The 13,454-nt window shown below is 45.4% G+C and carries 10 protein-coding genes and 1 tRNA gene; 4 read left to right on the top strand and 7 right to left on the bottom strand.

Going from position 1 to position 13,454, the window contains the following annotated elements:
* Entirely contained in the window at positions 1 to 1,569 is a 1,569-nt protein-coding gene (locus tag FBF61_RS00435; RefSeq protein ID WP_138475112.1) for a GH3 family acyl-acid amido synthetase, read from the bottom strand.
* A 14-nt stretch (positions 1,570 to 1,583) separates the two neighbouring features.
* Positions 1,584 to 2,351, bottom strand: a complete 768-nt coding sequence (gene surE, locus FBF61_RS00430) for a 5'/3'-nucleotidase SurE (protein WP_138475110.1) — start codon at positions 2,349 to 2,351, stop codon at positions 1,584 to 1,586.
* Positions 2,352 to 2,470: 119 nt separating this feature from the next.
* On the opposite strand from surE, the gene FBF61_RS00425 reads away from it, so the two are divergent.
* Positions 2,471 to 2,968 (top strand): GNAT family N-acetyltransferase, encoded by a 498-nt coding sequence (locus FBF61_RS00425; RefSeq protein ID WP_138475108.1) that lies wholly within the window; start codon positions 2,471 to 2,473, stop codon positions 2,966 to 2,968.
* Positions 2,969 to 2,971: 3 nt separating this feature from the next.
* Here FBF61_RS00425 and trhO read toward each other — a convergent pair whose 3' ends face one another.
* Positions 2,972 to 3,958, bottom strand: coding sequence for an oxygen-dependent tRNA uridine(34) hydroxylase TrhO (gene trhO, locus FBF61_RS00420; RefSeq protein WP_138475107.1), 987 nt, complete (start codon positions 3,956 to 3,958; stop codon positions 2,972 to 2,974).
* 196 nt (positions 3,959 to 4,154) lie between these two features.
* Between trhO and FBF61_RS00415 the strand changes: the two genes are divergently transcribed.
* A complete protein-coding gene (locus FBF61_RS00415; RefSeq protein WP_138475105.1) occupies positions 4,155 to 4,769 on the top strand; it encodes a deoxynucleoside kinase in 615 nt (204 codons plus the stop codon).
* Here FBF61_RS00415 and FBF61_RS00410 read toward each other — a convergent pair.
* A complete protein-coding gene (locus FBF61_RS00410) occupies positions 4,766 to 5,236 on the bottom strand; it encodes a hypothetical protein (RefSeq protein ID WP_138475103.1) in 471 nt (156 codons plus the stop codon). The two genes, FBF61_RS00415 and FBF61_RS00410, sit on opposite strands and share 4 nt — an antisense overlap.
* 809 nt (positions 5,237 to 6,045) lie before the next feature.
* On the opposite strand from FBF61_RS00410, the gene FBF61_RS00405 reads away from it, so the two are divergent.
* Positions 6,046 to 9,051, top strand: coding sequence for a CBM96 family carbohydrate-binding protein (locus FBF61_RS00405; RefSeq protein ID WP_138475101.1), 3,006 nt, complete (start codon positions 6,046 to 6,048; stop codon positions 9,049 to 9,051).
* A gap of 56 nt (positions 9,052 to 9,107) precedes the next feature.
* Positions 9,108 to 10,961 (top strand): T9SS type A sorting domain-containing protein, encoded by a 1,854-nt coding sequence (locus FBF61_RS00400; RefSeq protein ID WP_138475100.1) that lies wholly within the window; start codon positions 9,108 to 9,110, stop codon positions 10,959 to 10,961.
* A gap of 47 nt (positions 10,962 to 11,008) precedes the next feature.
* Here FBF61_RS00400 and FBF61_RS00395 read toward each other — a convergent pair.
* From FBF61_RS00395 to FBF61_RS00385, 3 genes are all read right to left on the bottom strand, one after another.
* Positions 11,009 to 11,090: transfer RNA gene (locus tag FBF61_RS00395), tRNA-Leu, on the bottom strand.
* Positions 11,091 to 11,187: 97 nt separating this feature from the next.
* The gene (locus tag FBF61_RS00390; RefSeq protein ID WP_138475098.1) at positions 11,188 to 11,715 is read right to left on the bottom strand and encodes a YcxB family protein; all 528 of its coding nucleotides are present in this window, start codon (positions 11,713 to 11,715) and stop codon (positions 11,188 to 11,190) included.
* A 338-nt stretch (positions 11,716 to 12,053) separates the two neighbouring features.
* Positions 12,054 to 13,397 carry a WG repeat-containing protein gene (locus FBF61_RS00385; RefSeq protein WP_138475097.1) on the bottom strand — a complete coding sequence of 448 codons (1,344 nt, stop codon included), beginning with the start codon at positions 13,395 to 13,397 and terminating at the stop codon, positions 12,054 to 12,056.
* Positions 13,398 to 13,454: the final 57 nt, after the last annotated feature.

The raw sequence follows: 13,454 nt of genomic DNA, 5'->3' as shown, positions 1-13,454 counted from the left end.
TCAAGCGTTATCATCATAGCCGTTGTTTTTTAAGAATGACCGCCAGTCATCGATCAGGAAGTTTTTGAAAACACGCGGAAACTTGTGCTGGCCACCCATTTTTCCTTTGGATTTCATCCAGTCGTAAAACACCTGATTGGGAAGCACGGTTACAAAAATCTCCTTTAACGCATGCCTGCGTTCCACAGCATAGTCATCGTTTAGTTCCGAAAGCCTCGCGTCCAGTTTTGTTTTTAGTGCTTGGACGTCCACATCTTTTTCCTCTACGCCAATGTACCAGTGGTGGGCAAACAACGAGCCATGCTCCACGCCACACACAGTGAATTCCTTGACAGTCAAACCCATTTCATCAGAAACCAGGTCAACCGCCTTATTCATATTGTCAACCGAAAGGTGCTCGCCGCAGAGACTGAGGTAATGTTTCGTACGACCCGTAATGACAATTTCTCCTTTTGTTTTGTCAACAAATTTGATCGTATCGCCGATCAGGTAGCGCCACGCGCCGGAGCATGTGGAGAGCAGTAATGCATATTCTTTTCCTTCTTCAACCTGGTCCACCATAAGGGTTTCGGGGTCGGGTTGTAAAGTGCCCTCCGAATCGAAGTTTTCCTGATTGAATGGAATAAATTCAAAAAACAGCCCATTGTCACAGACCAGCTCCATACCCATAGCGCCGGGACGGGTCTGGTAGGCAATGAAGCCTTCGGATGCAAGATAGGTGTTGATGTAAATCAGCGGCGTGGCCAGCAGTTTTTCAAAACCTTTCCGGTATGGTTCAAATGATACGCCGCCATGCGCAAAGACACGAAGATTAGGCCAGATATCATGTATCGTTTTTACCTGATAATGAGCAATGATCTTTTCCATCAGCAGTTGTATCCAGGCAGGTACGCCCACAATAAAACCGATGTCCCATTCGTGCGCCTGCTTGGTGATTTCTTCCAGTTTAAGGCCCCAGTCTTTCTGGGCAGCGATTTTTTCACCGGGCTTGTAGTAGGGGCGGAACCAGTAGGGAATCTGTTTGGCGGTAATTCCGCTGAGGTCGCCTTCAAAATGTTTATCCTGGTTGTTCAGGTTGGTGCTTCCGCCCAGCATCAGAAAACCTTTCTCGTACAGGTCGTCGGGAAGGTCTTTATAATGTCCCAGGGAAAGGATCTGGCGGATACTTGTTTTCTGTATCGCCCGGGACATTGCTTTCGTAACCGGTATATGCTTGGTGGCAGCCTCGGAAGTCCCTGAGCTCAGTGCATAATATTTGATCTGTCCGGGCCAGCAGATGTCTTTTTCACCTTCAAGCGATTTGTGCCACCATTCATTAAAGATCTTATTGTAGTCGTAAACAGGAACTGACTTTTTATATAACTCATAAAATGCGCCTTTTTCACCAAAAAGAATAGCAGAAAGCAGTTCGTCGAAATTGTATTTTTCACCAAACTCGGTGTATCTCGCCTTAGCAAGAAGCCTGGCCAAGGTCTTTTTCTGTTGCTGATGAAGGCTTGCCTTTCTCCGGTTGGCAACGATATTACTTAAATGAATTCCCTTTTTTAATAAACTGCCTACTAATGCCATAGCTGATTTTTAAATTACAAATCCCAGGTTGATAGCTGTTTTAATGCTTCATACTCTGTCAGATCATATTGACACGGGACTACTGAAATGTAGTTGTTCTCCAGTGCCCAGACATCGGTATCTTCTTTTTCTGTATCAAAGTTAACGAAGTCGCCTGCCATCCAAAGATAGCCCCTTCCGTTTGGATCTACCCTGTAATCGAATTTTTCCTGCCATTTAGCATGTGCCTGCCTGCAAACTTTTACGCCTCTGATCGGCAGGTCGGTCTTTTCCGGTATGTTCACATTGAGTGCAACGCCGGTAGGTATGCCATTTTTCAGAGCGGATTCGGTAATGGATTTAATAAAAGGCACTGCATGACTGAAATCTGCATCTTCCCGGAAGTCGCACAGCGAAAAGCCAATGGCCGGTATTCCCTCTATCGCAGCCTCAATGGCCGCTGACATGGTTCCCGAATACAGCACGCTGATAGAGCTGTTGCTGCCGTGATTGATCCCGCTCACAACGAGGTCGGGCTTCCGGTCCTGCAAAACATAATGTTTGGCAAGTTTTACACAATCGGCCGGTGTCCCCGAACATTCGTATTCCGTTACGTCTTCAAAAATATGTGTTTCGTATAATCTCAAAGGCTCTCCTATGGTGATCGCATGGCCCATTCCCGACTGCGGGCTGTTGGGTGCGACTACGATAACATCGCCGATCGTTCTCATGGTTTCTACCAGTGTGCGGATCCCTTTGGATGTGATGCCGTCGTCATTTGTAACTAAAATAAGGGGTTTCATATATTTCTACTTGTCGGCAGCCGGACTATGTTCTCTAAGCCTGGTTTTGTCGATAAAAGTGTTGTTGTTTTTAGGTGAATAAATAGTTATTTGCGGACAGTGAGCCAAATTTAAATAATATGCCTTCATTCGCAATACAGCCAGCAACCGTTGCTGACATACCGGTGATCATCAAAATTCAGGAACAGACCTGGGAACCAACTTACCGTGAGATTCTCGAAAAGGAACAGATAGATTATATGTTCCAAAAAATTTATTCCCATGAATCACTGCAAAATCAGATCGAAGCGGCAGGTCACAAGTTTTTTATACTCTTTAACCAGGATATTCCCGAAGGGTTCGCATCTGTGTCGGAAGACGAGCCGGAAAGCTTTAAATTACATAAAATATATGTACTTCCGTCTACCCAGGGTTCCGGCGCGGGCAAATACCTGCTCCATGCCGTTGAGTCCTGGGTGAGGTTCGCGGGCGGAAAAAAAATAGCACTGAACGTTAACAGATACAATAAAGCCAGGACTTTTTACGAGCGGATGGGGTATAGGGTAACAGGGGAAAAGGATATTCCGATCGGTCCTTACTGGATGAACGATTTTATTCTCGAAAAAGAACTCGGCTGATCCCTAAACTTCCTGCGAGCGCTGGGCCAGCTTCATTTTCTTCAGGTTTTTCTTTTGACTTTTCAACCCTTGTAACGGGTGGTAATGATTGCTGTTGCTGACATAGTACCCGGTCCCGTCGTAAACGCGTTTTCCAGGATGTGCCTTACATTCCGGTGAACAGGCCCCTTCCATTTCTTCCCCGCAAGAAAGGCATACAGGTACATGCGTATTACATTCTGCATTCGCGCAGTTGATCATTCTGTCGCAGGCGGTGCCGCATATATGGCAGGTTGAAATCACGGTGGGGTTCACCTTGTTGACATCCACGGTAATGCGGTTGTCGAACACATAACATTTACCGTCAAAGTTTTCACCGCCTTCTTCAAGACCGTAACGTATAATACCACCGTGAAGCTGATAAACATCCGTAAATCCCTGGTCAAGAAGGTATGCGCTGGCTTTTTCACATTTGATACCACCTGTGCAATAAGTGACAATTTTTCTGTCTTTCAGATGTTCGATTTCGTGAATATGATCGGGCAGTTCACGGAGATTATGCATATCAAAAGTGATCGCTCCCTTGAATTTGCCGACCTCGTGCTCATAGTCCGAACGCATATCTACAAGTACTACATTCGGATCATTGATAAGCTTCTTAAATTCGGACGGTTCCAGGTGCTTTCCGGTTTTCACCAGCGGATCAACCGGCAGATCGGAGTTGACAATCTCGTCTTTCACCCTGACATGCAATTTCTGAAAAGCCACCTTATCATGTTCCTCCACCTTAAACTGTACATCCCTGAACCGCGCGTCAGACCGGATATAGTCCATATAAGCATCACAATCCTCGGGAGTGCCCGAAACAGTACCGTTCAATCCCTCCGGCGCGATGATAATCCGTCCTAATAAATTGTGTTCGACGCAAAATAAATGATGCTCGTCCCGATAGGTTTCCGTGTCCGCGATGGGAGCATAGTAATAATATAAAATAACCCGAAAAGGCTTCATTTCACTTCCGATTTTAAACAGCACAAATAGAAAAGAGGGAATTTCACGCCGCTCTTTTCTCCAAATCAGCCGCAAATATACGAAGATCTGAAGTTTAACGGAAATGAAAAAAATGCACTTTTACCGATCGCTTACTATTGCGTGAAATCTATATTTTTGCACCTGCACATCTCAAATTTACATATCGGATCAACACATGCATATTGCAATCATTGGAAACATCGGCGCAGGAAAAACAACATTGACCCAGATGCTCGGGGAATATTACAAATGGGAGGTGATGTACGAGGCAGTTGAAGGGAACCCGTATCTCGCCGATTTTTACCAGGATATGCCGCGCTGGGCATTTAATCTTCAGATTTTCTTTCTGAACAACCGTTTTGCCCAGGTCCAGAAAATACGCGCCACCACTTATGCAACTATTATTCAGGACCGTACGATCTATGAGGACGCTTTTATTTTTGCAAGAAATCTGCATGAGTCCGGGGTGATGACCGAGCGGGATTATCAAACCTACCTGCTGCTTTTCGAATCCATTATCCAGACAGTTTCCCAACCGGATCTGCTCATTTATCTGAAAGCGGACATTCCCAAGCTGGTGTCTCAGATCAAAAAACGCGGAAGGGAATTTGAAGCCGGTATTTCAACGGATTATCTCGCTGGTCTCAATCGTTATTACGAAGATTTTGTGCAAAAATACGAGCATGGAAAAATCATCGAAATAGATGTGAACAATATGGATTTCGCATCTGTACCGGATGATTTCAACCAGATTGTGGCCAGGCTGAACAAAGAGTTGTTTTACATCTAGCGGATATTCACGCACTCAATGGCTTTGTTGAGCATCTGGCTTTTTTGTGCATTAAAGCTGTATACCTTATGATCTTCCGGCAGGATGATCTCGATTTTGGTGGTCCCTCTCATTTTTTCCAGCTCCCTGGATGTTACCGGTGCAGAAAGAATAAAATGCTGGTCCCAGAACGTCCGGTCTGACGTGGCTGTAAAAAGCGAAAAATTGCCTTTTGTAGAAGTGAATTTGATCTCGGTAAACATCTGTACGTGGTAAACCAGTTCGATCAGATCATTCTGATAGCTGAATATTTGTTCCTCGCCGGTTTTCGAAAGTGTCAGGAATTCCTCGGCTCCCGACAGGGGAACATCCTGATAGGAAATTTTCTGGTTGTTCGATTTGCTGTTTTTCTCCTTGCATTGGCTGAAAACATCGGCATGCAGAGCGAGTAATAATCCAATAGCCCCGAACAGGCAGGTCCTTTTCATGGAAGTAGCGATCTTCAAAATTTGAGTTGGTTAAAAATTAAAATTAGTGATGATAAGGCAGCGCCTTAATCAGCCGGATATTATTGTATTTTTCCACAATCAATACATTTTCAGCCGGAATAATTCCTCGGGAAATCCAGTTACTTACCGTTTGGGTAGTTGTTACATTGAAGCGCTTGCAATACTCCTTAACCGTTAACCATTCATCGGTTGGAAAGGGTCTGCCTATCTCCATTCTATTTGTATCGAACAGTATACGTGTGGTTTACATTTTTTCTTTTCATTTTTCGAGAATGCTGGCAAACAGGTCCAATACTTTACAAAATAAAGATACATGCTGTTACGTCACGGAACAAGCTGACTAAGTCTGTATTTTTTCCATGTAGGTGTGCAATGCAAGTGCTACGAAAAGCGGCCCAATTCATTTTAAGGAAAAATTATTTAAAAGTATTTATAAACGGGCTGGATAAGAAGTACTACGCGATAACCGGCTCAGGAATAAAAGATTGAGATTATTTTTAATAATTAGTAAACCTGCGATTACATTTCATTGAAGCGGAAGTATATTGCATAACAACTCAACGACTCTTAATTACTCAACGCTGATGAAAAAGAACTTTTACCTGCCTTTTCAAAAATCCCTTCATTTTTTCTTGCTGTCGTTTTGCCCGCCGTGGCCCGCTTTTGACTAGGCTAATCCACCGGCCTCCCCGTCCCGTTATTTATTTTCCTCGTCCGTTCTGCATTTTTACAATTTTGTAAGTTGTTAAAAGTGAAATAATTGTCATTCATCTAACCTGATCTTTTCAATGAAATTTTTTTTACACATCGTAGTTTTACTGGCTGCTTCAATCAGTACTGCCTGGTCCCAGACCTGTTCCGTGGCCAGTTTTCAGACCCAGGCGGAAATTGATAATTTTTCTGCAACGTACCCTGGCTGCAAGGTCATTAATAGTGATGTTAGTATCATTTCTACAACAATCACCAATCTGGACGGCCTGCGAGATGTTACGGGAATCAACGGGTCAGTTTATATCAATAACAATCAGGGCCTCACCAGCATTGCCGGCTTATCCGGTCTGGCCCAAGTGGATGGTGAAATTAATATTGAAGGCAATGACAACCTTTTAACACTTAACGGCCTCGAGAATTTCGTGCGTCCCATGGGGAATGTGCGGGTCGTCGACAATGAGAATCTTACCAGCATTTCCGCACTCAGTGGTCTGACCAGAATTCCGGGCTTTCTCTCCGTCGGCAGCAATCCGTCTCTCACCACCTTGGCCGGATTAGAGAATCTGACAAGGGTTGATGGTGCTATTTCGATTGGCGATAATGCCCACCTGGCCGATATGAAGGGAATAGGTAACCTCGCGTATGTAGGTGGTTTTTTTTATCTCGCAAAAAATAACTCGCTCACAGACTTTCAAGGGCTCGAAAAGCTGAGTCATGTTGGTGAGCGGCTCGAAATTACAACAAACAGCGCTCTGACCAGCCTTTTGGGATTGGGTAATTTAGACATTGCATTCAATATCATCATTACCAATAATCCATTGCTTACCAACTGTGCGATACAGGATGTTTGTCAACTGATAGAAGCCGAAAAAATAGCAGTGTCCGGTAATGCAGCCGGTTGTTCCAATATTCAGGAGGTCAGCACATCTGCCGGCTGCTCCGTTGAAAACTGTTACGCTGTGACTTTGCAGACGCAGGCGGACGTTGATAATTTTCCTACAGCCAATCCCGGCTGCAAGGTTATTAACGGTAATGTCAGTATCATTTCTACCACAATTAATAATCTGGACGGCCTAAACAATGTCACGAGAATCGAAGGCTCACTTTACATCAACGACAATCCCGGTCTCGCCAGCATTGCTGGCTTATCCGGTCTGGCCCAAGTGGATGGTAGTATCAATATCGAAAACAATGACAATCTTCTGTCTCTCGCCGGTCTTGAAAATCTGGTTCGCCCTTTACAAAATGTACGGATTGTTTTTAATGAAAGGCTCGCCAGCATTTCCGCTCTCACGGGGCTTACCAGAATCTACGGGTATTTATCCATAGGTGGGAATCCGTCTCTAACCAGCCTGACCGGATTGGAAAATTTGAACAGGGTCTGGAAACAAGTTTCAATCGGCGACAATACCAACCTCTCAGATTTGAAAGGCATCCATAAACTCGGTTATATCGGAGACTATTTTTATCTGGCCAGGAATGCCTCCCTTACAAACCTTCAGGGTCTTGAAAATCTTGGCTATGTGGGCGCGCGTTTTGAAATCACAGGAAATAGCACGCTCAATAGCATTACGGAACTAAAACAGCTTGGATATACCTCGTTCATGTTTGTCACCAATAACCCTTTACTTTCAAATTGCGCAGTCCAAGCTGTGTGCAGCCAGATAGCCGCCGGACGGGCAGAGATTTCCGGCAATGCCTCCGGATGTTCCAGTATTGAGGAAATCAGGACAGCGGCGGTCTGTAACCTTCAGTCCATGGCTTTGGTCCGCCTTAACGCGGGTGGAGGCAACTTTACTGCCACCAACGGGAATGTGTTCAACGAGGACCGTTATTACAGTGGGATCGGCCGTATCAACGCGATAAGCGGTGGCGATATCCTGGGAACCGATAACGACGAGCTATACCGCTCTGAAAGAAGTTCCGAATCATTTGACTATGCCATTCCGATGGTTAATGGGGAATATATGTTGACCCTGCATTTTGCCGAAATTTACTTCGGGGGGCCGGGTGGCTTACCTGGTGGAGCCGGGAAGCGTATGTTCAATATCGATATAGAGGGTGTTCGCCAATTTGAAAACTTCGATGTTTTTGCCCGTGCGGGAGGCGCAATGCGGGCTCATACGGAACAGGTTCCGGTGACAGTCACAGATGGTATCCTCGATCTTAATTTTTCCCGGGGCGCCGCCAACCAGCCTACTTTAGCTGGCATTGAGGTGGTGCCTGTTTCAGATGAGGAACAAACAACAGCCGTCGCCGTACAAATCGATGCGCATGTGGAGGACGGGAATGCGGCAGGTCAGAATTTTGCGACCAGTGCGTTATTAGGCGTAAAAGATGTATCCGGAGGGCCGAACCGCCGCGCTTACCTGCGGTTTCCTATTGAAGGGGCTGTTGGCGGTGGAGTGTTGTCTGCTAAACTGCGCCTTTACGGTTATAATCAGCAAGCAAACGACGGCGTCCTGATTCTTGGTGTAGGGGTAGATGATGACTCCTGGACCGAAAACGGCATCACCTGGAATAACGCTCCTGCCTACAGGCCAACTACCCTCAAAGGAAGGGTTCAGGTAAACAGCACACTCAAATACTGGGAAATGGATGTGACGGAATTTGTCACGGAGCAATCCACAGGGGATAAGGTGGTGAGTCTCGCACTATTCGAATCCAGTAACCGTAACAGATCCGTCCTTTTCCACAGTAGAGAAAACCCATCGGGCAGGGCTCCGGAGCTGATCATTACTTCCAGAGGATCTTCTGACAACAATCCCGGTGTACGCACTGGCCTGAAAGAGAAAGAAACTGCGATGAGTTCCATACCCGGAGAGGGAAAATCCACCATTTTCCCAAACCCGGCCTCAGGGCATTTTACAATCCGGCTATCCGAAAGTCACCAGGGAAATGTATCCATGAAGTTGATCGGTCAGCAGGGCAAAAGATATGAGCTTGGTTTGCCAGGCCAGAAAAATGTAAGGGGAGAGCAAGAAATAGATCTTTCGAAAGTAAACCCTGCAACTGGTATTTATCTGTTAAAGGTCGAGTCTGATTCTAAGACGGAAGTGGTGAAAGTGTTGATAGACAAGTAGCCCTGGTAACCTTTTGTGAATGTCAAACACACCCTCAACTGATATTTAAAAACGTCATGCAAAACCCTCTCTTTCGATATTTTTTATCGCTCGTTTTTCTTGGCTCTTCTCTGAGCCTTTTTGCTCAACCAAATATCGAGTGGCAAAAAAATTATGGTGGGTCTGCTGCAGATGATCTCACGACTTTGATAAAAACGCCGGACGGTGGTTATCTTTTGGGGGGATATTCTGCCAGTCCGGCGGGTTTTGATAGGATAGATCCCGCTATTGGCCGTCAGGACTACTGGATTGTTAAAGTGTCTGCCAACGGAAATAAGGAATGGGACAAGTCTTTCGGAAACGGCATTGTTGATTACCTATCGGGTGTAACGCAGACAAGTGATGGAGGCTATATGCTCGCCGGACTTTCCTGGCTGGTAGATGCAGACGAGACGTACCCGGGAAGTATCGGTACTTTATTGTTTATCAAGATAAATTCGACTGGTGATATGGTATGGCGAAAGCAGCTGAATCCGTTGGGAGAAAAGGTTTACCCATACATCACGGAGATGAAAGCAACGCCCGACGGAGGTTATATCATTGCATCTACCACCTCGCGGTCAGTAAGTGGAGAAGCCATAATTGATAGTTGGTTATGGAAGATTTCGCCAAACGCCGAAACGGAGTGGATAAGAAGTCTAGAATTTCCGGATTCTGGTGCAAGCCGGGTAAAAAGTCTCAATCTTGCAAATGATGGAGGATATCTTGTAGGTCTGGATGTTGGCGGGTTCGAACAGGTGTATAATGAATATCGCATGTTGAAAATAGCATCTGACGGGACTACCCTGTGGGAGCGGGCAATCGGTGGGCTATACAACGGCAGCAGCCGGATAACCACGATTAAACAGACGAGGGACGGAGGATATATCGTTGGCGGTGTCTCTGATCTTGGGCTGACACCTGAAAAATCGGTGGCCAGCAAAGGGCAGGATTTTTGGATCGTGAAACTGAATGCGGATGTTCAAACCATTGAATGGGAAAAAACGCTGAACGCAGACGCATTTGAGGAATTCCTGATGGACATAGAGGAAAAGGACGATGGCAGTTTTATCATTGTTGGCCATTCAGATGCCGGGGCCGCATGGGACAAGACGCAAGATAATAGGGGATCCAGCGACATTTGGGTTGTGAAATTATCAGCGGATGGGGCTATCCTGTGGGAAAAAACAATTGGCGGCACTGGTACAGACAAGGCTGTTAAGATATTGAATACTTCTGACGGCGGAACTTTGATCGCGGCGTCTTCGGACTCCGAAGCTTCTTTTGAGAAGGAACAGTCATCGAATGGACAAAATGATTATTGGCTCATCAAGCTGGCGCCAGAAGAACCCTCTCTTCCCGTAAATCTAAAAAACTTCAATGTCCGAAAAGAAAACACCGTCGCGGTCCTGACGTGGGAAACAACATCAGAAACCCGGAGCGACCGTTTCGAAATCGATCATAGTACAAATGGAAAATCGTGGGAGACTGTAACCACCGTACGGGCGCAAGGTGAAAGTTCAGAGTCACATGCTTACCAATATATACACGACAATCCCGCACCCAGCGACAATTATTACCGCCTGAAAATGGTCGATACCAACGGTACTTTTTCATATAGCAAGCTCAGCAACGTACATTTTGATTCAGATATTTCCATCAATCTATTCCCGAATCCGGTGAAAGGAGTATTAACCATCAATGCTCCCGACTGGTCAACGGTAAAAAGCGTCCTAATTCTGAACAGCCTTGGAATGTTAATTCACAAATCGGGTTTGGAACCAGTGCAGCATATTAACACGGAATCATTTGAAGCAGGAATGTATTTCGTTAAAGTTGAGCTTTCGGAGGGGATGGAGGTTATTCGGAAGATTGTGGTTTCTGAGAATTAGGCACGAAAAAAGTGCGTTTGCAGCCTGCAAACGCACTTTTTAACTTGTGACCAGGAGGAGAGTCGAACTCCCATACCCGAAGGCACTACCCCCTCAAAGTAGCGTGTCTACCAATTTCACCACCTGGCCGATTGTAGTGATCTTTGACTTGATATCGTGTGCGAGGGACTGCTACATCGTATCGTGGTGCGAAAGTACAATTTTATAGATATGATGCAAACCCGGATCAAAGATTTTTTGGCAAAAGCTTCAATTTAAGCCCGGGCACCGCACCTATAATGTTCCTGAACTCCGTGATGGCATCTGAATTGAGTGCCCGTTTGGGCAGCACATTCGCGCTGCCTTCCGACACCCGGAGTAAAAAGAAATCTTTCGTCTCTACAATTGAATGCAGTTGATTCCAGGCCAGTTGGTTTGAAAAAGACTCTCCTTTGATCCGGTAGCTGCCCGGACGTATGTCTACTTTGACTTCCTGGGTCAGCGGGTTCTTGGATTTGATAAGCGCCGGTACCTGTATCTTCGCCGCGATCTCCGCCAGAAAAACCATTTGCAATCCAAGTAAAAGCGTAAAAGCAAAGCCGAGGTTAAAGAAGAGTGTTCCGTTGATCAGGTTTACGGTGAAAATGTAAACCATCACCGCCAGCAGGACGCTTCCGATTATTCTGAAAAGTTTGGTGATAAAACGCGATCTTGATGTTTCTACCAGACCTTTGTATAGTTCGTCTTTGGTAAGCTTGTAAGTGACAGGGAGCATTGGGATGACTATTGAAATTTAGAACCGGGTTTATTTAACGATCGTAAAATTAGCGGATAGTTGCCAATATTGGTCCCCGCAATCTTCATCAGAACGCAAAATAAGCACCCTGCCAGTACAACCGGCAGTGTGCTTCATATCACAACCTTAAAACCCATTTTTTCGAAAATTCTTCAAATACATGGCTAATAGCCCCTTTGCCTGATATTGACCGGTCCGGGCAACCGGCATTCAAATATAATGGAATAAATCCATATTATTGGAAATATTCCATTATAAAATCTATAATTTTTCATGCCGGAATGGGCCGGAGAAAGTGATGTCAAACTTGGGAAGCGTTACTTTCCTTTTAATGCCCTGACGTAGCGGGCTTTCTGGATACGTTTGAAAAACAGACTGTTCAGGTAAACGAAGAGGACGACCCCCAGGAGAATAAAAATGGCGTAGAGTTTGTAAGAAAACCCGACAAAAGTTTCTTTGCCGTCGAGCGAGAGCTGGAACCGAAGCCACAAGCGTTCTGCTGTGGTGGTGACACGATCAAAAGGCAGAGCTTCATTATAAATTATTTTGGTGATAAACTTTCCTTTTACATCCATATAGCCGTACTTGTCTCCGATACGTACCATCGAAATACCGTGGTTGTAATAGGATGCAAAATCGTATGTAAGTGGTGTTCTGACTTTCCCCGTTTTGTCTATATGCCCGAATTTTCCGTTGATAGCTACCGCAGAACGGTCCTCGGCCGTAAAACCCGTCGCCTCATCGTACAAAAACTGAATTTTTACATTTCCGGTCTTGTCGATACAGCCCCATTTATTGTCTTTTTTGACCCAAAATAACCCGGCAGTTGGTTTGCGAGTCTCGGTAAATTGAAAGGGTACGACCAGGTCTCCGGTGTATGGACTGATGTAACCGTATTTGTCGCCATACTGCACACGTTCCAGACCTTGCCCTGAAAATTTGTAGGTAGGATCTATGTCATCCAGGGCCACAGGCACACGCAGGATCATATTTTTATCAATAATCCCGTATTTGCCCCGGTAATTAAAATGGTAGACGCCCTTTGAGCTCTTGATTTCCTTTTCTATAAACGGGCTGAAAACCCAGTTCAGAATAAACAGATCCCCCTTTTTCCACCAGATCACATCCTCCTTGCTGTCGTTGCCGCACACCATGTCGACTGTGGCGTTGGAGATCAGAAAATCGTCTTTATACAAATGGATCGGTATCTCATAGATGACTTTGCCCCCGGTATCAATGTATGAAAGTCCGTACTGCTTTCCGGCAGCATAGATAACCCAGGTTTTTCCGTGATAGAATTTGTCTGTGGAGAGATACTTCGGCGGGACTATGATTTTACCTTCCCTGTTGATGAACCCGTGCAGGCCGTGTTGCTGTGCATCAAGCTCCATAGGGACAAATTCAGCCAGCCCGTCCGAAAAATCGCCAATGTCGCGAAAGGCAGGCGTAAGCTTTTTACCATTTTTGTCGACGAGAAAGGTTTGATAGGAGCGGCAGGGAACGGCAATTTTCTTGACTACATATATACCGTCGTACTCGCGGTGTTCATTATATTCTTTGAGCCATGGCCTGTCTTTTACAGTTCCGGTTTGGCTCCACGCCAGATTCACGATGAATAAGAATATGCAAAAAAATAAAAACCGAACGGTTGTCCGTAGCATTCCAACATTTGTTTTAGCCCGCCCAAATTGATTCAACAGCGACGAATATACCAATTA

The organism is Dyadobacter bucti (assembly GCF_005869225.1).
Classification (GTDB): domain Bacteria; phylum Bacteroidota; class Bacteroidia; order Cytophagales; family Spirosomataceae; genus Dyadobacter; species Dyadobacter bucti.
The sequence above is the reverse complement of the archived record's forward strand: the minus strand, read 5'-3'. Positions and strand labels throughout refer to the sequence as shown.